The 19,234-nt window shown below is 70.1% G+C and carries 16 protein-coding genes, 1 tRNA gene and 2 pseudogenes; 9 read left to right on the top strand and 10 right to left on the bottom strand.

The window, feature by feature from the left end:
- Positions 1–274 (bottom strand): annotated as a pseudogene (locus tag E4O86_RS23200) (hypothetical protein); the annotation flags it as partial.
- Between the two features lie 170 nt (positions 275–444).
- Here E4O86_RS23200 and E4O86_RS11510 point away from each other — a divergent pair.
- Positions 445–1,296, top strand: coding sequence for a 1-acyl-sn-glycerol-3-phosphate acyltransferase (locus E4O86_RS11510; RefSeq protein WP_161140685.1), 852 nt, complete (start codon positions 445–447; stop codon positions 1,294–1,296).
- 15 nt (positions 1,297–1,311) lie between these two features.
- Here the strand turns inward: E4O86_RS11510 and E4O86_RS11505 are convergent, their stop codons facing one another.
- The gene (locus E4O86_RS11505) at positions 1,312–2,892 is read right to left on the bottom strand and encodes an OpgD/OpgG family glucan biosynthesis protein (RefSeq protein ID WP_161140684.1); all 1,581 of its coding nucleotides are present in this window, start codon (positions 2,890–2,892) and stop codon (positions 1,312–1,314) included.
- 211 nt (positions 2,893–3,103) lie between these two features.
- On the opposite strand from E4O86_RS11505, the gene E4O86_RS11500 reads away from it, so the two are divergent.
- Positions 3,104–3,601, top strand: coding sequence for a hypothetical protein (locus E4O86_RS11500; protein WP_161140683.1), 498 nt, complete (start codon positions 3,104–3,106; stop codon positions 3,599–3,601).
- Between the two features lie 40 nt (positions 3,602–3,641).
- Here the strand turns inward: E4O86_RS11500 and acuI are convergent, their stop codons facing one another.
- Together acuI and E4O86_RS11490 are read right to left on the bottom strand one after the other, a co-directional pair.
- Complete coding sequence (acuI, locus tag E4O86_RS11495; protein WP_161140682.1) at positions 3,642–4,634, bottom strand: acrylyl-CoA reductase (NADPH); 993 nt, start codon at positions 4,632–4,634, stop codon at positions 3,642–3,644.
- 49 nt (positions 4,635–4,683) lie between these two features.
- Positions 4,684–5,913, bottom strand: coding sequence for an MFS transporter (locus E4O86_RS11490; protein WP_161140681.1), 1,230 nt, complete (start codon positions 5,911–5,913; stop codon positions 4,684–4,686).
- A 276-nt stretch (positions 5,914–6,189) separates the two neighbouring features.
- Between E4O86_RS11490 and nadA the strand changes: the two genes are divergently transcribed.
- The 4 genes from nadA (at position 6,190) to ppdK (ending at position 12,611) form a co-directional block, all read left to right on the top strand.
- Positions 6,190–7,260, top strand: a complete 1,071-nt coding sequence (nadA, locus tag E4O86_RS11485) for a quinolinate synthase NadA (RefSeq protein ID WP_161140680.1) — start codon at positions 6,190–6,192, stop codon at positions 7,258–7,260.
- Positions 7,261–7,356: 96 nt separating this feature from the next.
- Positions 7,357–8,949 (top strand): L-aspartate oxidase, encoded by a 1,593-nt coding sequence (locus tag E4O86_RS11480; protein ID WP_161140679.1) that lies wholly within the window; start codon positions 7,357–7,359, stop codon positions 8,947–8,949.
- A 9-nt stretch (positions 8,950–8,958) separates the two neighbouring features.
- Positions 8,959–9,819 (top strand): carboxylating nicotinate-nucleotide diphosphorylase, encoded by an 861-nt coding sequence (nadC, locus tag E4O86_RS11475; RefSeq protein ID WP_161140678.1) that lies wholly within the window; start codon positions 8,959–8,961, stop codon positions 9,817–9,819.
- A gap of 104 nt (positions 9,820–9,923) precedes the next feature.
- Positions 9,924–12,611, top strand: coding sequence for a pyruvate, phosphate dikinase (ppdK, locus tag E4O86_RS11470; RefSeq protein WP_161140677.1), 2,688 nt, complete (start codon positions 9,924–9,926; stop codon positions 12,609–12,611).
- On the opposite strand, the gene E4O86_RS11465 is transcribed toward ppdK, so the two are convergent.
- On the bottom strand, positions 12,600–13,658 hold the full coding sequence (locus E4O86_RS11465) for a hypothetical protein (protein ID WP_161140676.1): 1,059 nt from the start codon (positions 13,656–13,658) through the stop codon (positions 12,600–12,602). The two genes, ppdK and E4O86_RS11465, sit on opposite strands and share 12 nt — an antisense overlap.
- A 323-nt stretch (positions 13,659–13,981) precedes the next feature.
- On the opposite strand from E4O86_RS11465, the gene E4O86_RS11460 reads away from it, so the two are divergent.
- On the top strand, positions 13,982–15,151 hold the full coding sequence (locus E4O86_RS11460) for a cell wall hydrolase (protein ID WP_205520837.1): 1,170 nt from the start codon (positions 13,982–13,984) through the stop codon (positions 15,149–15,151).
- 2 nt (positions 15,152–15,153) lie between these two features.
- Here E4O86_RS11460 and E4O86_RS11455 read toward each other — a convergent pair whose 3' ends face one another.
- Positions 15,154–15,291: a DUF3096 domain-containing protein gene (locus tag E4O86_RS11455; protein WP_161140675.1), complete on the bottom strand. Its 138-nt coding sequence runs from the start codon at positions 15,289–15,291 to the stop codon at positions 15,154–15,156.
- Positions 15,292–15,404: 113 nt separating this feature from the next.
- Here E4O86_RS11455 and E4O86_RS11450 point away from each other — a divergent pair, with 113 nt between their 5' ends.
- Positions 15,405–16,469 carry a hypothetical protein gene (locus E4O86_RS11450; protein WP_246206351.1) on the top strand — a complete coding sequence of 355 codons (1,065 nt, stop codon included), beginning with the start codon at positions 15,405–15,407 and terminating at the stop codon, positions 16,467–16,469.
- Here E4O86_RS11450 and E4O86_RS11445 read toward each other — a convergent pair.
- The 4 genes and pseudogenes from E4O86_RS11445 to E4O86_RS11430 form a co-directional block, all read right to left on the bottom strand.
- Positions 16,438–17,421, bottom strand: a complete 984-nt coding sequence (locus E4O86_RS11445; RefSeq protein ID WP_161140674.1) for a ribose-phosphate diphosphokinase — start codon at positions 17,419–17,421, stop codon at positions 16,438–16,440. The two genes, E4O86_RS11450 and E4O86_RS11445, sit on opposite strands and share 32 nt — an antisense overlap.
- 8 nt (positions 17,422–17,429) lie before the next feature.
- Positions 17,430–17,873, bottom strand: coding sequence for a host attachment protein (locus E4O86_RS11440; protein WP_161140673.1), 444 nt, complete (start codon positions 17,871–17,873; stop codon positions 17,430–17,432).
- A 167-nt stretch (positions 17,874–18,040) separates the two neighbouring features.
- Positions 18,041–18,307, bottom strand: a pseudogene (locus tag E4O86_RS24030) (DUF167 family protein); the annotation flags it as partial.
- A gap of 7 nt (positions 18,308–18,314) precedes the next feature.
- On the bottom strand, positions 18,315–18,605 hold the full coding sequence (locus tag E4O86_RS11430; RefSeq protein WP_161140672.1) for a YggT family protein: 291 nt from the start codon (positions 18,603–18,605) through the stop codon (positions 18,315–18,317).
- A gap of 314 nt (positions 18,606–18,919) precedes the next feature.
- On the opposite strand from E4O86_RS11430, the gene E4O86_RS11425 reads away from it, so the two are divergent.
- Positions 18,920–18,995 (top strand) — tRNA-Ala (locus tag E4O86_RS11425).
- Positions 18,996–19,234 lie beyond the last annotated feature (239 nt).

Genomic DNA, 19,234 nt, shown 5'->3' with positions numbered 1-19,234 from the left:
CGACGGAGGCCATCTGTGCGCCCGGCGGGTTGGTGCCGGGCGCACCGGGCGCGCCGCCGGCCATCTGGTCCATCGGTGCCGGCCCCATCGTGGTGCCCGGCAGCGGGGCGCCCGGGGGCGGAGGGAGCGGGGTCTGCGAAACCTGGCCGACCGGTGCCGACGGAAGCGGGGGCGGCGGCGGGGGGGGCGGCTCGCGGCGCCCGAACGTCCCGACGCAGGCACCGAGAACCATCGCCGTTGCGACCGGCAGGACCAAGTTCGCGGGCAGTCTCATCCCGTTCCTCCAGATGTGAATCCCGAAGCCCAGCATCCACATAGTCCGCATGATGCATTGGGCTAGGCCGCTTGACCGCGGTTCTGGCACGTCCTAGGCCTTTTGTCACCAAGACGCGGGTCGCAACGATGGCGGAAACGGGGGAATCAGGCCGGCTGCAGACCGGCGTCATGGCCGTCGAACCCGGCACGCAGAACGTCCATATCGTCGATCAGCTCATCGCCGAACGCGGCCAGAAGATCGTCACGAACTGGACCTGGCCGCTGCTGAAGCCCCTTCTCTACAAGGTGCTCCGCTACGACGACGCGGTGCGGATGGCCGACGAGCTCGGCCGGCTCGGCTCTGCCGCCGCGATGGAGTTCATCACCGAGCTCCTGGCGCTCGAGCTCGATGTCAGCGGCCTCGAGAACGTGCCCAAGGATGATTCGTTCTTGCTGACCGCGAATCACCCGACCGGAATCGCGGACGGCGTTGCGGTCTTCAACGCGCTGCGGCCGGTCCGGCCGGACATCGCCATCTTCACGAACCGCGATGCGGTGCGGATCAATCCCCGCCTCGCCGACGTGCTGATCCCGGTCGAATGGCGCGAGGAGCACCGCAACCACACCAAGACCAAGGAGACGCTGAAGCTCTCCTCGCGCGCCTTCCGCGAGCGCCGCGCCGTCGTGCTCTTCCCGTCGGGGCGGATCGCCTACTGGAACGACGGCAAGCTCACCGAGCGTGCCTGGCAGATCTCGGCGGTGACGCTCGCCCGCAAGCACGTGGTCCCGATCCTGCCCGTCCACGTCGAGGCGCGGAACTCTGGTCTGTTCTACTGGTTCGCGCGGTGGAACACGGAGCTTCGCGACATGACCGTGTTTCACGAGCTGCTCAACAAGCGGGGCAAGACGTTCCGGATCCGGATCGGCAAGCCGATCCCGAACGACGCCATCTCCGAAGGCGATGCGCTGGAGGTGACGCGCCGGCTGCAGGCCCACACGGTGGACGCGCTCGCCCGCGATCCGGACGCGATCTTCGGCTAGCGGGAAGCCGCCTCCTCAGGTCGGCTTCGGGCTGTCCCAGTCCGGGAAGAACTGGAAGAGCCAGGTCTCCGTCAGGGCGTCGTCGCCCTTGCGGAGATGGAGGCGCAGGTCGATCGGCTCGACCCCCGTCGCGGCGAGGTCGAAGAACGCGCGGAAGCGCCCGCGTTCCCCCTGCACCGGATAGCAGCCGGAATCGACGACCTTGCCCCGCGAGGTGGTGACCACCGGCGCGACGCCGTCGTTCGGGCCGAGTTCCGCCAGCCGTCCGCCGACGAAATCGATGACGAACTTCGTCACGCCGGCCGGGCGCTCCTGGCCGGGCGTTCCCCCGACGCCGAGGAACAGTTCGGCGGCGCGCGCGAGATCGCGCGGAAGCGGGGCGTGGGCGACCCAGTGGAGCCGGTACTTGAATTCCAGCGGGCGTTCCGGAACGACCGGATCGCGCGGGACCCAATAGGCCACGATGTTGTCGTGGATCTCGTCCTCGGTCGGAATCTCGACGAGCTGGACCTCGCCGGGGCCCCACGAGCCGAGCGGCTCCACCCAGAGCGACGGCCGCTTCTCGTAGAACACGGCATCGTCCTGGTAGTTGCGGAAATCGCGGTCGCGCTGCAGCAGCCCGAAGCCCTTCGGGCTGACGTCGACGAAGCTGTTGGTCATCACCTGCCGCGGATTGTTGAGCGGCCGCCAGATCCGCTCCCCTGTTCCCGTCCAGATCGCCAGCCCGTCGGAATCGTGGATCTCCGGACGCCAGTCGACAGCCTGCCGGCGCCGGCTCTCGCTGTACCAGAACATGGAGGTGAGCGGGGCCACCCCGAGCCGCTCGATGGCTCGGCGGGGATAGAGCACGCAATCGATGTCGTTCACGACCGGCCCTTCGTGCCGGCAGACCATCCGGTAGGCGCCGCTGATGCTCGGCCCGTCGAGAAGCGCGAAGACCGTCACCTCGGGCACCCGCTCGGCGGGCATTTGGAGCCAGAATGCCGAAAACCGCGGGAACTCCTCGGGGAACGGCATGGCCGTGTTGATCGCGATGCCGCGCGCGGAGAGCCCGTACTGGTTCAGCTCGCCGGAGGCGCGAAAGTAGGATGCGCCGAGAAACGCCATCCAGTCGCCGACCTGGCCGGCATTCATCAGCCGGAAGCCCGAGAAGCCCACGTCGTTCGGCAGGTTGCGCGCCGGGCTTCCGACCGGAATGTCGAAGAGGTTCTGGCGGTAGAGGATTTCCCGGGCCTGGCCGTCCACCACGACATGGATCGAACAGGGCTCCTGGAAGTACTTCCCCAAATGGAAGAGCTGGACCGCCGGGCGCGGCTCCTCGCCCGCCCAGAGCGCCTTGTCGGCGCGGTACTTGATCTTGTTGAACGCGGTATAGTCGATTGCCTCGAGGGTCGCCGTGAAGGGCGAGCGGGCGTCCTTCCAGGGTTCGCGCGCAAGCGTGGCGGCGCGCTCCTTGAGGGTTTCGAACGAAAAGGGTTCTGGGTCGCCTAGGGCGAGGTCCGAGAAGGATGCGGCGGCCGGGTCGTGCCGGCCGACAGCCCCGAGGAAAGAACCAAGCCCCAGCGCAAGGGCCTGCCTTCGCGAAAGTTTGTTCATCGAGGTCCGATGCAGAGTCCTTGCGGCCGCGAAATGGCCGCCCGGAGGAAACCTCATGGCGAAATCGTGCCCCGCCCGCAAGTCCGATCGGGATCGGTTCCTCGTGACGGAATGCGGCGCCGGCCAGTACGGAAGGCGGCGCGGAGGAACCCTCGTCCCGCACCGCCGTTCCGACGGTTCGGGGGCAATCGAGAGGAAGAGAGGCTCGCCTGTGAAGACGCTCATCATCATTTCCGCCGCGGCGACCCTGTTCGGTTCGGCCGCCTTGGCGCAGACGCCGCCCTCCGGAGCGGGACCGTCTCCGAATCTGCCGACCCCGCCGAGCACGCCGCCGGCGATCGGTTCGCCCGGCAGCATTCCGGAGGTCGCGCCGGGCAGCGACATTCCCGACATCCGCCGCGACCGCGAACAGGAGCGGCGTATCGAACGCCAGGACCGCCGCGACCGGCCGGGCGGCGGCGATGCCCGGCGGGGCGCCGGCTTCCGGCACGGCATGCCGCCCTTCGGGATGGCCGCGAGCGAGGGGGCGTTCTTCGTCTTCGAGCGCCCGGGCGGCGGCCGGATCGTGGCGAAATGCGCCGACCAGGATTCCACGCAGGCCTGCGTGGATGCGATCCGTCCCATGCTGCAGGGGATAATCGGGCCCGACGGCCCCCGCCCCGGGCCCGGCGGCGGACCCCGGCCGGGAGCGCCCGGCGCGCCGCGCTAGCACGGATACGGGGATCCCGGCCGGGCGGCCGGCTATCCCCTCAGGGAACCGCGATCACGAGGCGGCCGCGCACCTTGCCCGCGAGCAGGTCGTCGGCCGCTTCGGGAATGTCCTCGAATGCGATCCGGCGCGTCATGGCGGCGAGCTTTCCGAGATCGAGCTCCGCTTCGATCCGCGCCCAGGCCTCTTCCCGCCGCGCGCGCGGCGCCATGACGGAATCGATGCCGAGCAGGGAGATGCCGCGCAGGATGAACGGCGCCACGCTCGCCGGCAGGTCCATGCCCCCCGCCAGCCCGCATGCAGCGATCGCCCCGCCATAGCGCGTCATCGACAGTGCGTTGGCGAGCGTGGTCGATCCGACCGTGTCGATTCCCGCGGCCCAGCGCTCCTTGGCGAGCGGCTTGACCGGCCCGCTGAGTTCGTCTCTGCCGATGATCTCGGCGGCTCCGAGGCTCGCCAGGTAGTCGGCCTCTGCGGTCCGCCCGGTCGAAGCGATCACCTCGAAGCCGAGGCGCGCGAGCAGCGCGATCGCGACCGACCCGACGCCGCCGGCCGCACCGGTCACGAGCACCGGGCCTGCGGCCGGCTTGGTGCCGTAGCGCTCGAGCGCCATGACGCAGAGCATCGCCGTGTAGCCGGCCGTTCCGATCTCCATCGCCTGCTCGGCGGTGAGCCCGGCCGGACGATGGATCAGCCAGTCGCCCTTGACCCGCGCATAGCCGGCATAGCCGCCGTAATGGGTCTCGCCGACACCCCAGCCGTTCAGCAGCACGGGATCGCCCGGACGGAAATCGGGATGCCGCGATTCCGCGACCTCGCCTGCGAAGTCGACGCCGGGAATCATCGGCCAGCGGCGGACGACCGGAGCCCGCCCGGTCAGCGCCAGGGCGTCCTTGTAGTTCATCGTCGTCTGCCGCACGCGGACGACGACGTCGCCCTCCATCAGATCGTCGAGCCCGAGCTCGACGATCGCCACGGACTGCTTCTTCGCTTCGTCCCGGCTGATCAGGATCGCTTCGAACCGCTCGGCCAATCGGGCCTCCCTCCTTGGGTTGCGGGGAAGGCGGCCGGGGCGGGCCGCATCAGGCGGGCACCACGCCCGGTGCCGGCCGCTCCCGGATCGGCCAGTGGACTATTCCGGCGAAGACTGCCAGCGCCACGCCGATCCACCAGAACATGTCATAGGAGCCGGTCCGGTCATAGAGCCAGCCGCCGAGCCAGACGCCCAGGAATGCGCCGACCTGGTGCGAGAAGAAGGTGATCCCCATGAGGGTCGCCATGTAGCGCGGGCCGAACATGAGCGCCACCAGGCCCGAGGTGGGTGGCACGGTCGACAGCCAGAGGAGGCCCATCGTCGCGGCGAAGAGGAGCACGGTGACGTTGCTCGGCGGCAGGAGGACGAAGAGCGTGATCGCGACGCCGCGGCCGAGATAGATGAAGGACAGCAGCATCGGCTTCGGAAAATGCTGGGCGATGACGCCGGAGGCGAGCGCGCCCACGATGTTGAAGAGGCCGATGAGCGCGATCGCCCAGGCGCCGACGCTCGCCGGCAGGCCGATGTCGACGATGTAGGGCGGCAGGTGGGTGGTGATGAAGGCGACGTGGAAGCCGCACACGAAGAAGCCCGCGACGAGGAGGTTGTAGCTCCGCCAGCCGAACGCCTCGAGCATCGCCTCCTTGAGGCTCTGCTGCCGCACCGGGCCGCTCGGCGCCGCCTCGGTGCCGGCGAACGCCGTCGCGAGCAGCGGGATGATGAGCATCATCGCGCCGAGCATCACGAGCGCCTGCGACCACCCGTAGGCGATGATGAGCGCCTGCCCGAGCGGCGCGAAGAGGAGCTGCCCGGCGGAGCCGGCCGCCGTTCCGATCCCGAACACGATCGAGCGCTTCTCGGCCGGTACGCGGCGGCCGAGCGCGGCGAGCACGATGGAGAAGGAGGCGCCGGCCATTCCGAGGCCCATCATGATGCCGGCCGAGAGGTGGAGCCAGAGCGGCGTCGGAGCCCAGCTCATGATGGCGAGGCCGGCGGCGTAGACGAGCGCGCCGCCGGCCAGCACCCGGAACGAGCCCCAGCGGTCGGCGAGCGCGCCGGCGACGGGCTGGCCGAGGCCCCAGAGCAGGTTCTGGATGGCGATGGCGAGCGCGAAGGTCTCGCGGCTCCAGTCGTGCGCCTCCGTCATCGGCGCCAGGAACAGGCCCATCACCGAGCGCGGCCCGAAGGAGAGCATCGAGATCAGGCAGCCGGCGACCACCACCAGGCCGAGGGAACGGATGGCGACGCCGGGCGCCGGCCGCAGCTGCGAAAGGGTCATGTGCGCGACCTTCCTGGATGAAGTCCGACGGTCATAGCGCAGCGGCGGAGATTCTGAAATTGCATAAGCGCGTGCTCGCGTCCGCCCTCGATCTCCGGCTCGTCAGCGGCCGCCGCTGCGCGGCGCCCGCCGCCGACAGCCAACCGCCGGAGCACCGAATATGACAGTCTTGCAAATGCCCTCCCCCCCGCTTAGATAGAGGCGGACCGGCATGGCCGGTTATTTCTTGACCCCTCTTATGCTCAGAATGAGTATATTACGTCAGGGAGGCGGGGCATGGCATTTCTCGACAGCGCAGAGCAACGCGGGACGGCGAGGCGCCCGGCCGGCCGGTTTCCGCCGCTGCCCTATCCGGAGCTCGCCTACACGCCGGCGGTCGCGGCGGCGACGGCGCATCTCTACGAGAAGGTGCGCAGCGTCATCCCGGCGGTCGAGTGGCCGGTCTTCGCGCCCTACGTCAAGGCGATCAACGAGCTGAAGGCGGCCAGGAACGCCGTCATCCTCGCCCACAACTACCAGACGCCCGAGATCTTCCATTGCGTCGCCGACATTGTCGGGGATTCGCTGCAGCTCGCGCAGGAGGCGGCGAGAGCCGACGCCGACGTCATCGTCCAGTGCGGCGTCCATTTCATGGCCGAGACCTCGAAGATCCTCTGCCCCGGGAAGACCGTGCTCATCCCCGACCCGGAGGCGGGCTGCTCGCTCGCCGCTTCCATCACGGGCGACGATGTGCGGCGGCTGAGGGACAGCTATCCGGGCGTGCCGATCGTCGCCTACGTGAACACCACCGCCGACGTGAAGGCCGAGGTCGACATCTGCTGCACGTCCTCGAACGCGGTGGAGGTCGTGGAGAGCCTCGGGGCGCCGCGGGTCATCATGCTGCCGGACCGCTATCTCGCGAAATGGGTGGCGTCGCAGACGACGGTCGAGATCATCGCCTGGCACGGTGCCTGCGAGGTGCATGAGCGCTTCACCGCCGGCGAGCTCGAGGCCTATCGCGCGGCCGATCCGTCGATCCGGATCATCGCCCATCCGGAATGCCCGCCGGACGTCATCGCGGCGTCCGACTTCACCGGCTCGACCGCGAAGATGATCGACTGGGTGAAGCGCGAGCGGCCCGCCAGGGTCCTCCTCGTCACCGAGTGCTCGATGGCCGACAATGTCGCCGCCGAGACGCCGGGCGTGAACTTCGTCCGGCCGTGCAACCTCTGCCCGCACATGAAGCGCATCCAGCTCCCGAAGATCCTCGATGCGCTCGTCTACATGCGCGAGGAGGTCACGATCGATCCCCTCGTCGCGGAGCGCGCCCGCCGCTCGGTCGAGCGCATGGTGAACCTCAGGAGCTGACGCCCGGCGCCTGCGGGCGCCGGCAACCCGGGTTCGGGCGTCCGGCCGGCGGTGCGGCCGGGCCGTCCCATGGTCCACGCCGCAGGGACATCGCCAATGCCGAACGTGTCGCCCTTCCCGCCCCAGTCCTGGGCCGGTCTCGACGACGTCGTGATCCTGGGGGGCGGCCTCGCCGGCCTGTTCTGCGCGCTGAAGCTCGCGCCGCGCCCGGTGACGATCGTCACCGGTGCGCCGATCGGCGAAGGCGCCTCCTCGGCCTGGGCCCAGGGCGGCATCGCGGCCGCCGTCGGTCCGGGCGACACGGTGGCTTCCCACGTGGCCGATACGATCGCCGCCGGCGCCGGGCTCGTCGACGAGCGTGTCGCCCGCGGCATGGCGGCCGAGGCGGCGGAGCGCATCCACGACCTTCTTGCCTTCGGCGTTCCCTTCGACCGCGACCTCGACGGCAGGCTGAAGCTCTCGCGCGAGGCCGCCCATTCCGAGCGCCGCATCGTGCGCGTGCGCGGCGACATGGCCGGCAGGGCGATCATGACCGCGCTCATTGCCGCGGTCCGCAAGACGTCCTCGATCCGGGTCCTGGAGGGCTTCGTCGGCGAGCAGCTCCGGACCGAGGGGCCCTATGTCACCGGTCTCGTCCTGCGCGACCTGCGGGGCGGCCTGTCGGACCGGCTCCATCTTGCCACGCGCGCCGTCGTGCTCGCCTCCGGCGGCATCGGCCATCTCTACGAGGTCACCACCAATCCGCCCGAGGCCCGCGGCGGCGGCCTCGCCATCGCGGCCCGCGCCGGCGCGCTGCTCGCCGATCCGGAATTCGTGCAGTTCCACCCCACCGCGCTCGATTTCGGGCTCGATCCTGCCCCGCTCGCCACCGAGGCGCTGCGCGGCGAGGGCGCGCTGATCGTCGACCGCGACGGCCGCCGCTTCATGTTCGAGGTCCATCCGGACGGCGAGCTCGCCCCGCGCGACATCGTCGCCCGCGGCGTCCACGAGGCGCGGATCTCCGGGCGCGGCGCCTTCCTGGACTGCCGCGAGGCCATCGGATCGTCCTTCGCCGAGCGCTTCCCCACCGTCTATGCGGCGTGCCGCGCCGCCGGGTTCGATCCGGCCCGGGACGTGCTGCCGATCGCCCCGGCCGCGCACTACCACATGGGCGGCATCCACGTGGATGCGCGCGGCCGCTCGAGCCTCGACGGGCTCTGGGCCTGCGGCGAGGTCGCCTCCACCGGCGCCCACGGCGCGAACCGGCTCGCGTCGAACTCCCTGCTCGAGGCCGTGGTCTTCGCCGCCCGCGTCGCCGGGGACATCCAGGGGCTGCTGCCCACCAGCAAGACGGTTCCCGCCCTCGACGGGGCGGCGGGCGAACTGCCTGCGGGCGGGGAGCAGGACAGCGACGTCATGCGCCGCCTCCGCCACGCCATGAGCCGCCATGTCGGCGTGGTCCGCAGCCGCTCCGGCCTCGTCGAGGCGCTCGGGATCTTCGCCGAGATCGGTGCGCAGCGCATCGGCCCGGCAATGCGCAACGCGCTCGTTGTCGCGAGGCTCGTGGCAAGCGCCGCGCTCGCCCGGGAGGAGAGCCGCGGCGGCCACTTCCGCAGCGATTTCCCCGAAGCGGACCCCGCTTTCGCAAAGCGCACCTTCCTGACGCTCGCGGAGGCCGAGCGGGTCGCCCGCGGCGCGCTGGCGGCCTGAGGAGTGAGAATGGACCTGCTGCTTCCCGACCTTCCGCCGCCCCTCGTGGAGAGGGCCGTCGAGGCGGCGCTCGTCGAGGATCTCGGACGCGCCGGCGACGTGACGTCCGCGGCGACCATTCCGGCGAGCGCGTCCGCATCGGCCGCGATCGTCGCGCGCCGCCCGGGCGTCCTCGCCGGCATTCCGCTCGCGGCCGCCGCCTTCCGCCAGATGAGCCGCGAGGTGGCCTTCGAGGCGCTGATCCGCGACGGCACGCGCCTCGAGCCGGGCGATGTCGTCGCCCGCATCGGCGGCCCTGCCCGCTCGATCCTCTCCGCCGAGCGCGTCGCGCTCAATTTCCTCTGCCATCTGTCGGGCGTAGCCTCGGCCACGGCCCGCTTCGCCGACGCGATCGCCCACACGCCGGCCCGCATCACCTGCACGCGGAAGACGACGCCGGGCCTGCGTTCCTTCGAGAAATATGCGGTGAAGTGCGGCGGCGGATCCAACCACCGCTACGGGCTCGACGACGCCGTCCTCATCAAGGACAATCACATCGCGGTCTGCGGCTCGGTGGCGGAGGCGGTCCGCCGCGCCAGGGCCTTCGTGGGGCATCTCGTCCGGATCGAGGTCGAGGTCGACACGCTGGACCAGCTCCGGGAGGCGCTGGAGGAGAAGCCGGACGTGGTCCTGCTCGACAACATGGCGCCGGAGATCATGCGCGAGGCGGTCGCGATCACGGCGGGCCGCGCGGTGCTCGAAGCGTCCGGCCGGATCACGCTCGAAACGGCGGCCGCGGTCGCGGAGAGCGGCGTCGACTACCTGTCGTCGGGCTGGATCACGCACTCCGCGCCGACGCTCGATCTCGGGCTGGATATCGTCGTCGCATGACCCGCGGGCGCCCAGCGCCGGCCATTGTATATTGTATTCGGAGACGATAGCAGAACCGTCGGCGAGGTCAGCGGCCGGGGGTATGGCCGGCCTGGAGGGTTCGGATGACGAAGTGGGTCTACACGTTCGGCGACGGGCAGGCGGAAGGCGCTGCCGCGATGCGGAACCTTCTCGGCGGAAAGGGCGCCAATCTCGCCGAGATGGCGAGCCTCGGGCTGCCGGTTCCTCCGGGCTTCACCATCACCACTGAAGTCTGCACCTATTTCTACGCCAACGGGAAGACTTATCCGCCCGAATTGAAAGACCAGGTGAAGACCGCGCTCGAGCATGTCGCGCGGCTCACGGGGCGCCGCTTCGGGGATGCGGCAAACCCGCTTCTCGTGTCCGTGCGCTCCGGCGCGCGCGCGTCGATGCCGGGCATGATGGACACGGTTCTCAACCTTGGGCTCAACGACGACACGGTCGCCGCGCTCGCCGCGGCGGCCGACGCCCGCTTCGCCTACGATTCCTATCGCCGCTTCATCCAGATGTACGGCAATGTGGTGCTCGGCATCGAACACCACGAGTTCGAGTCTATCCTCGAGATCGAGCGCGAGAGGCGCGGCGCCGCGCAGGATACCGACCTTGCGGCCGATGATTGGAAGGCCGTCGTCGAGCGCTACAAGGAACTTGTCGAGGAGGTCCTGGACCGGCCCTTCCCGCAGGACCCGGAGGACCAGCTCTGGGGCGCCATCGGTGCGGTGTTCGGCTCCTGGATGAATGCGCGCGCGATCGCCTATCGGCAGCTCCACGACATCCCCGCCGACTGGGGCACCGCCGTGAACGTCCAGGCCATGGTGTTCGGGAACATGGGCGAGACGTCGGCCACCGGCGTCGCCTTCACCCGCAATCCCTCGACCGGCGAGAAGGAGCTCTACGGCGAGTTCCTGGTGAATGCCCAGGGCGAGGACGTGGTGGCCGGCATCCGGACGCCGCAGGATCTGACCGAGCGCGCCCGCCTCGCATCGCAGAGCAGCGCCCCCTCCCTGGAGGCGGCTCTCCCGGAAGCCTTCGCCGAGTTCCGTACCATCGCGGAGCGGCTCGAGGGCCACTATCGCGACATGCAGGATCTCGAGTTCACGATCGAACGCGGCAAGCTCTGGATGCTGCAGACGCGCTCGGGCAAGCGCACCGCCAAGGCGGCGCTCAAGATCGCCGTCGACATGGCTGCCGAGGGGCTCATCACGGAAGAGGAGGCGGTGATGCGGATCGACGCCGCCGCCCTCGATCAGCTTCTCCACCCGACGCTCGATCCGCAGGCGGAACGGAAGGTCATCTCGCGGGGGCTTCCCGCCTCCCCCGGGGCCGCGACCGGCGAGATCGTCTTCACGCCCGAGGAGGCGGCCGCACGCAACAAGGATGGCCGTGCCGTGATCCTCGTGCGCGCGGAGACGAGCCCGGAAGACATTCACGGCATGATCGCCGCCCGCGGGATCCTGACGAGCCGCGGCGGAATGACGAGCCATGCCGCCGTGGTCGCGCGCGGCATGGGCAAGCCCTGCGTCTGCGGCGCGGGCGCGATCAAGATCGACCACCGCCTCGGCACCATGGCGGTCGCGGGTCGCACCTGGCGCGAGGGAGACATCATCACGATAGACGGCGGCACCGGCGACGTCATGGACGGGCGCGTGCCGATGCTGCAGCCCGAGCTCACGGGCGATTTCGCGACGCTCATGGGCTGGGCGGACCGCGTGCGCCGTCTCGGCATCCGCGCGAATGCCGACACGCCGACCGACGCCCGCGCCGCCCGCCAGTTCGGCGCGGAAGGGATCGGCCTCTGCCGCACGGAGCACATGTTCTTCGAAAGCGAGCGGATCGTGGCCGTGCGCGAGATGATCCTCGCCAGTTCCACGGAGGGCCGGCGCGCCGCGCTCGAGAAGATCCTGCCCATGCAGCGCGCGGACTTCGTGGAGCTCTTCACGATCATGCGCGGCCTGCCGGTCACGATCCGCCTCCTCGACCCGCCGCTTCACGAGTTCCTGCCGAAGACCGACGAGGAGATCGGCGAGGTCGCGATCGCCATGGGCGTCGAGCCCGCTTTGCTCCGCGAGCGGGCGATCGCGCTCACCGAGACGAACCCGATGCTCGGCTACCGCGGCTGCCGCCTGCTCCTGACCTATCCCGAGATCACCGAGATGCAGGCGCGCGCGATCCTGGAGGCGGCGGCGGAGGCCGCGCGCAAGACCGGCGAACCGGTCATTCCCGAGATCATGGTGCCGCTCATCGGCATGAAGAGCGAGCTCGACCGGATGAAGGCGACCATCGACGCGACGGCCAGGGCGGTCGCGGGCGAGCTCGGACAGCCGGTCGAATATACGGTCGGAACGATGATCGAGCTGCCGCGCGCGGCTCTGCGGGCGCAGGAGATCGCCGAAGCGGCGGACTTCTTCTCCTTCGGCACCAACGACCTGACGCAGACGACGTTCGGCATCTCGCGCGACGACGCGGCGAGCTTCCTCGGCGTCTACCAGGAGATGGGGCTGATCGAGAAGGACCCGTTCATCACGCTCGACACCGAGGGCGTCGGCATCCTGATGCGGGTCGGCACCAATGAGGGCCGCAAGGCGAAGCCCGAGCTGAAGCTCGGCGTCTGCGGCGAGCATGGCGGCGATCCGGCCTCGATCCGCTTCTGCGAGGCGATCGGGCTCGACTACGTCTCCTGCTCGCCCTACCGGGTGCCGATCGCCCGGCTCGCCGCGGCCCAGGCCGCGCTCGCCATGGCGAAGGCCGGCGAAGGCGCCCTAGTCGCCTGAGACGCCTGCTTCCGTGCCGGCGCGGGCTTCCGCCGCGCCGGTCCGGGCGAGGTCGACGAGCATCGCGTGCTCCGCTTCGAGGCGCGCGCGGTGCTGCGGGGAAAGCGCCGCCCACAGCGCGTCGGCGACCGGCGTCTCCCCGGACGCGACGGCCTGCCGGACGAGGTCGCCGACCCGCGCCCGCCGTCCCGGCGCGAGCGTGCGGAAGCCGGCCGTGCGCGCCAGCCGCTCCGCAAGCTGGAACCTGATCTGCCCGCGCACCCAGTGCGGCACGGGCACGACGCCCGCCGATGCGACTGTGGCCATTTCCTCGGTGATCTGCCGCCAGGTGTCGGGCGACCGGTTGTAGTCGTGCCGGAAGGCATGGGCGATCGCGCAGATCTCGTGGACGTGCCGCTTGCCGAGCGCGAGGCCGAGATCGGGCAGGGCCGCCATCAGCGCGGCGACCACCTCCGGATAGGTGTCGTTGACGAGCGGGAGGGCGTCGGCGCCGGGCCAGGCGCGGCCGGTGACCGCTTCGCCCGCTCGGACATAGGCGAGCCCGCGCGTCCGCCGCACGTCATCGAAGTCGAGGAGGCGGACGGCGCCCGCGCCGTAGATGCGCTCCAGCCGGGTCACGAGCGGCATCACGGAGAGCCCGTCCGGCTCGATGTCGCGCACGAAGGCCTCCGGATCCCGCGTCTCGCCGACGCTCAGGCGGAACCGGTAGACCGACGACAGGAACGCCTTCGGCTCGCGGAAGGCGAGGAGCACCGCCACCCGTCCGCCGGCCATCGCGTCGCGCACGGCCTCGCCGGCCGCGGGCAGTCCGGCCATCAGCCGCGTCCCGATGCCGATCATCGGGCCGAGGAGGTTCTCCTCGCTGACGACCAGCCAGTCCGCGCCGGCAGGGATCTGCGCGAGCGTGCGGTGCAGCGCCGGTGCGCCAACGGCGCCGGCACCGACGCGGATGCGGTTTGCGGCGAGTTCGGCGGCATGCGCCGCGAGATAGCTCTGAAAGGCCGTCGTCGCGCAGCGATGCAGCCCGACATGGAGAAGCAGGTTCATCAGGCTCTGCCGGCAGGGCGACCCGGCGCGACCGGGCGCGATCCGGTCCGGCACGCCCCTCGCCGCACCGAAGGGGCATCCGCCAGCCCCGCCGCGAAGTCAAGCGCGCAGACCCCTTTGGAGGCCGTGCGGAGGCGGCCATCCTCTCGCCTCATTGGACCCCGAAACACCGGACCCTCGGGAAGGGGAAGTACCCGTTCGCGGTACCGTTAACCCCGTGTAAACCGCAATTCGATGTTCTGTTGCCGTGTTGCACTGGCGACGCAGGGGAGCCTGTTCCCGGTGTCCGTCGGCCGAACGGCAGTATGGGGTGCGTTCGCAGGATGACCTGTGTCTCTCGATGTGTTTCCAAGCGCCGCATTCCGGCCGCCGGCTTCCTCGGCGTCGCATTCCTTCTCGCGGGCGCCTCGCCCGCCAGCATCAGCCACACGTCCTCCTTCTTTCCGCCGCCCGACACGCATTCCTGGGAAGGCTATCTCCGCGCCATGGCGCTCGCGTCGCGCCATGAGGCGAGCTTCGCCTTCACGAGCGACGCCGAGGCGGCGCTGGGCACCCCGGGGCCAGCTGCCGGCTCCGATCCGATCGTGAACAGGGCCGGCAAGAGCGACCTCCTGATGAGCCGGATCCGGGAACCGAAGGCGGTGCGCACCATCCCCGCCTCCGGGACCGTGTGGCGGCTCGACGACATCTTCTCCGCCTATGAGGAGGCCGACCTTCCGAAGGTCGCGTTCGCGGCGATCGGCGACGCGGAAACCCTGATGGCCGCCTATTCGGCGTTCCGGCCGCTCATCGCGCCCGGGCCCATACTGGTCGCGGGCGGCCCGATTCCGCGCCCGGGCGACGACGGGCCGGCCGCCTTCGCGCCCGGCACGTGGGCCTCGCCCACGCTCGTCGCGTACGCACCGGAGGAGCGCGGCATCGAGGCACCGTTCGACGCGGTGATGAACGGCCAGGCGCGCGTCGAGGAGCCGGAAACCGAGGTGGAGCCCGAACCGAAGCCGCCCACGCTCCTCGGCTGGCTGAAGAACCGCTTCCGGAGCCGGCATGCCTGGGCCGACAATCCCCTGCCCGATTCCGTCTTCGATGATTCGGAACAGGACTGCCTCGCACGCGCCATCTATTTCGAGGCACGCGGCGAATCCCAGCTCGGCCAGGCCGCAGTCGCGCAGGTGGTGCTCAACCGGGTGAAGAATCCCACCTATCCGGAATCGGTCTGCGGTGTCGTGTACCAGAACCAGAACTGGCGCGGCCGCTGCCAGTTCTCCTTCGCCTGCGACGGCATCAAGGACCGGATCCGCTCACCCTTCGCCTGGCTCCGCGCGAAGAAGATCGCCCGCGACGTCACCAACGGGAAGGTATGGCTGGACGAGATCGCGGACTCGACCCACTACCACGCCGATTACGTGAAGCCGCGCTGGGCCCGCGCGATGAAGAAGGTCGACACGATCGGGCGGCACGTCTTCTACCGGACCTATGGCGGCGGCTGGAGCTGATCCTAGCCGAAGAGGCCCACGATCCCGATGACGATCAGGTAGATCGCCACGATATAGTTGAGCAGCCGCGGCATCACGAGAATGAGGATGCCGGCGATCAGGGCGATCAGCGGCTGGATGGTGATCATGTCCAGGGTCATCGTGCACTCCCGAGGCGGAAAGGCCGGATCCGGAGATTTGGTTCCGCAGCCGGTTTGGATCGCCTTCCCTGTCCGGCCGATGTAGCGAGGGGAGAGGACGGCGCGACCGGCGGATGAACAGCGATCACACTTCGGAACAGGCCGGCCACGGCGAAGCCGCCACCGCTCCGGCGGAGACGCTGCGCCTTCTCGCCGGCCCGGCCGCCTGGCCGGGCGAACCCGGTCCCATCGAGATGGTCGAGACCCACATGTCGTGGGTCTTCCTCGGGCGCCGTTCGGTCCTCAAGATCAAGAAGCCGCTGAAGACGCCCTTCCTCGATTTTTCGACGGTGGAAAGGCGCGAGGCCAATTGCCGCGAAGAGGTTCGTCTCAACCGGCGCCTTGCGGGCGAGGTCTATCGCGATGTCGTCCCGATCGTCCGCCGCGCATCCGGCGAGCTCGCGCTCGGCGGTCGGGGCACGACGGTGGACTGGGTCGTCCGGATGAAACGCCTGCCCGCCGGCGCGATGCTGGACGCGGCCCTGCGCTCCGGGCGGGCGAGCCGCACCCGGATCGAGGCACTCGGCGACAGGCTTGTCGCGTTCTATCGCGGCGCCGAACGGCCGGAGATCGATCGCGACCTGCCCTGGCGCGTGATGGCGCGGGAGATGGACGAGAACCGACGCATTCTGGGCGATCCGCGGCTCGACGCCGATGTGCCGGCGCGCATCAAGGTGCTCGCGGATCTCGACGCGCTCCTCGCCCGCAGCCGCGGCGTTCTCGCCGAGCGGGTCGACCGGGGCGAGATCGTCGACGGCCACGGCGACCTCCGGCCGGAGCATGTCTGGCTGTTCAACCCGCCGCTCGTGATAGACTGCCTGGAGTTCAATCCGTCCCTGCGGCTCGTCGATCCGTTCGACGAGACGACCTTTCTCGGGCTCGAATGCGCGCGCCTCGGGGCGCCCTGGGTGGACGGCGTCCTGCGCGCCCGCATGACGGCGGGGCTCGGACGTGTCCCCTCGCCCGAGCTCCTGCGGCTCTATCGCGCCTTCCGCGCGACGCTGAGGGCGCGCCTCGCCCTCGCCCATCTCCTGGAGCCGTCGCCGCGCACCCCGCAGAAGTGGGAGCCCGCGGCCCGCGCCTATCTCGCGCTCGCCGAAGCCGCCCTCAGGGGGGACTATCCCCCAGCAGGGCGCTGATCGATCCGCCCTCATGGCAGCGCCTGATCGCCTCGGCAAAGAGGGGCGCGGCGCTCACGACGGCGACCTTCTCCGCCGCAATCGGTTCGGAAAGCCTGAGCGGCGCGATGCTGTCGCTGACCAGGATGCGCGAGAGCGCGGGCGCGGCGATCGTCGTCTCCGCCCCGGGACTGAAGAGCCCGTGGGCCGCGACGCCGACGACCTGCTCCGCACCGGCCGCGAGCGCGGCCTCGGCAGCGCGCAGGATCGTGCCGCCCGTGCTGATCATGTCGTCGACGACGATCACCACCGCGCCGGCCACGTCGCCGACGAGCAGCGTGCCCGACACCCGTCCGCCGCTCCGCCGCTTCTCCATGAAGGCGCCGCCGACGGCCCGGCCGGCGAGTTCCGCCAGACGCTCCTGGAAAAGCTGGGCCCGCTTCACCCCGCCGGGATCGGGCGACGCGACGACGACCGGCCGGTCCGCGATCGCGGCCAGCAACGGCGCCGCGAACAGGGGACGGCCGTCGAGGTGGACGGTCTCGCAGCGGAACGCGTTCTGGAAGGCCGCGAGATTGTGCGCCTCGAGCGCAATCACACGGTCCGTCCGCACCGCTTCGAAGAGCTGCGCCACATAGCGCGTGGTGACGGGATCGCCGGGCTTGGTCTGCCTGTCCTTCCGGCCGTAGGCGAGATAGGGCACGATTGCGGTGACGCGGGTCGCCCCGTGCTCGCGCAGCGTCGCCAGGAAGAAGAGCAGGCGGCAGAGCCTGTCATTGGCGCTTCCGCCCGATCCCCCGGCAAGGCTCTGGACGACATAGCAATCGTCGCCGCGGACCGTCTCGAGCGGACGCGCCTTGTGCTCGCCGTCCTCGAAATCCCGCTCCTCGTGCTCGGAAAGCGGGATCCCGAGGCTCGCCGCAACCCCTTCGCCGAAATGCCGGCTGGCTTCGAGAGCGAAGAGGCGCAGCATGTCGGACCTCAGTGCGCGACGAGAGCCCTTTCGATCTCCCCGACGGGATGCCGCGTCAAGTCCTTGTCGAGTTCCGCCGCCACGATCGCGCGGATGGAGTCCGGCATCGCGGCCCTCAGCTGCGAAAGCGCCCGCGGCGGGGCCACCACCACCAGGCGCTCGATCCCGTGCCTGCGACGCAGCATCTCGACTTCGTCCGCTACCTCGGCAAGGAAGCGCGCCTCTTCGGCGTCGTGCCAGTCGGTCTGGTCGACGGCGCTCCGCCGTCCGGTGGCGCCCGCCTGCACCCGCCCCGGCTGGTCCGTGCCCTGCTCCCGGGTGGCGGCGTTCTTCCGATCCTCGATGACGGTCTCGACCTTGAGGTTGGGGTAGACCTCGTCGCCAGCATTCTTGAGGAGGAGGGCCTTGCGCCCGTCGGCGACAAGGATCCAGGCGTCGTTCGCGATCTTCATCTTATCGTTCCTTGCAGGGCTGCTCCCGCAGCGTCGGGAGCGTGGGGCACTTGACGGGAAAGCATTGGAGAACCTGCCGGAGCGGCGCCTTGACCAAGCGCAAGGCGCCGCGTCAGCCGTCGCGCGCGGCAAGCCGCTCGAGCTTCGCGACGTTCGCCGCCGGACCCCCCTGCGATCCGGACGCTCTTCAGCCGCGCCGTGCCGCCCGAGGCGATCGCGACCGCGGATTTCGGCAGGTCGAGCAGGTCGGCGAGCAGGCGTTCGAGTGCCTCGTTCGCCGCCCCCCTCTCGGGCGCGGCGCGCACGCGGGCCTTCAGCACGGTCCTGCCGTCGGCGAGCGTCTCGATGCCGTCGATCCCGTCGCGGGCCGATTTCGGCGTCAGCCGCACCGCGACCAGCACGCCGTCGCGGACGCTCCGCCAGGCGCATGTCATGGGCGCGTCAGAACACGGCGGGATAGATGTAGTAGACGATGATCCGCTCGATCAGAAAGATCAGCAGCAGCAGGATGATGGGCGAGATGTCGAGGCCGCCGAAGACGGGAACGAAGCGCCGGATAGGCCTGAGCGCCGGCTCCGTGAGCTGGTAGAGCATCCGCCCGATCGAATTGACGAACTGGTTGCGCGGATTGACGACGTTGAACGCGTAGAGCCAGGAGAAGATCGCCGAGGCGATGATCACCCAGGTATAGAGGTTCAGAACCAGCAGGATCACGTCGAGAAGTGCGCGCATCGTTCGTCCCGTTCCGCCGCCTTTGGCGGCAACGGCCGATGTAGCGGGGCGATGCGGGCGTTACAAGCCGGCGGAGCCGTCCGCGGCGGCATCGACGCGGCAATTGCTCCGGGCGAAGCGCGCCGCGCAGCGCGAGGATTCGGGGCACAAGACCCTGGCGTCATTCCGGGAGAGCAGCCGACCGGATGGCGCGGATTTCCCTCGCGCGAACGGAGTTCGGAACGGCGCGAAGGCGGGGCCGAACGCGCTTGACACCCTGCCGGGGCAAACCCTAAATGCGCCTCGCCTGCACGGGACCCCATCCGTGCGGGTCCGGGGCCGTAGCTCAGATGGGAGAGCGCTGCAATCGCACTGCAGAGGTCAGGGGTTCGATTCCCCTCGGCTCCACCAATCGTCTGTACCACACATCCGGATCCGAGCGTGATGCGGCTTTGGTGCCCGGCATCCGCGGAACGGCCGGCTCCGGTTGCCGCCGGCCCGCTGTTCGGGCCGGAGGACGACAGGCCGTCCGGGTCAGTCTCCGTCCGGCTCAGCTTCTCGCAGCGTGGCATGAATCTCGCGTGAGCGTCCGCCGCCGTTCATCCCGTTCCGCTTGAAAAGCGATTGCAGGACCCGTGCCAGTTCGTATG

It is taken from the genome of Propylenella binzhouense (assembly GCF_009866965.1).
Classification (GTDB): domain Bacteria; phylum Pseudomonadota; class Alphaproteobacteria; order Rhizobiales; family Afifellaceae; genus Propylenella; species Propylenella binzhouense.
Note: the sequence above shows the minus strand (reverse complement) of the source record. Positions and strands in the feature narration are given on the sequence as shown.

Bases quoted from the DNA above. Each gene is read 5' to 3' on its own strand.
- E4O86_RS11510 (WP_161140685.1), top strand. From the start codon at position 445: ATGGCCGTCGAACCCGGCACGCAGAACGTCCATATCGTCGATCAGCTC.
- E4O86_RS11505 (WP_161140684.1), bottom strand. From the start codon at position 2,892: ATGAACAAACTTTCGCGAAGGCAGGCCCTTGCGCTGGGGCTTGGTTCT.
- E4O86_RS11490 (WP_161140681.1), bottom strand. From the start codon at position 5,913: ATGACCCTTTCGCAGCTGCGGCCGGCGCCCGGCGTCGCCATCCGTTCC.
- nadA (WP_161140680.1), top strand. From the start codon at position 6,190: ATGGCATTTCTCGACAGCGCAGAGCAACGCGGGACGGCGAGGCGCCCG.
- E4O86_RS11480 (WP_161140679.1), top strand. From the start codon at position 7,357: ATGCCGAACGTGTCGCCCTTCCCGCCCCAGTCCTGGGCCGGTCTCGAC.
- nadC (WP_161140678.1), top strand. From the start codon at position 8,959: ATGGACCTGCTGCTTCCCGACCTTCCGCCGCCCCTCGTGGAGAGGGCC.
- ppdK (WP_161140677.1), top strand. From the start codon at position 9,924: ATGACGAAGTGGGTCTACACGTTCGGCGACGGGCAGGCGGAAGGCGCT.
- E4O86_RS11465 (WP_161140676.1), bottom strand. From the start codon at position 13,658: ATGAACCTGCTTCTCCATGTCGGGCTGCATCGCTGCGCGACGACGGCC.
- E4O86_RS11460 (WP_205520837.1), top strand. From the start codon at position 13,982: ATGACCTGTGTCTCTCGATGTGTTTCCAAGCGCCGCATTCCGGCCGCC.
- E4O86_RS11455 (WP_161140675.1), bottom strand. From the start codon at position 15,291: ATGACCCTGGACATGATCACCATCCAGCCGCTGATCGCCCTGATCGCC.
- E4O86_RS11450 (WP_246206351.1), top strand. From the start codon at position 15,405: ATGAACAGCGATCACACTTCGGAACAGGCCGGCCACGGCGAAGCCGCC.
- E4O86_RS11445 (WP_161140674.1), bottom strand. From the start codon at position 17,421: ATGCTGCGCCTCTTCGCTCTCGAAGCCAGCCGGCATTTCGGCGAAGGG.
- E4O86_RS11440 (WP_161140673.1), bottom strand. From the start codon at position 17,873: ATGAAGATCGCGAACGACGCCTGGATCCTTGTCGCCGACGGGCGCAAG.
- E4O86_RS11430 (WP_161140672.1), bottom strand. From the start codon at position 18,605: ATGCGCGCACTTCTCGACGTGATCCTGCTGGTTCTGAACCTCTATACC.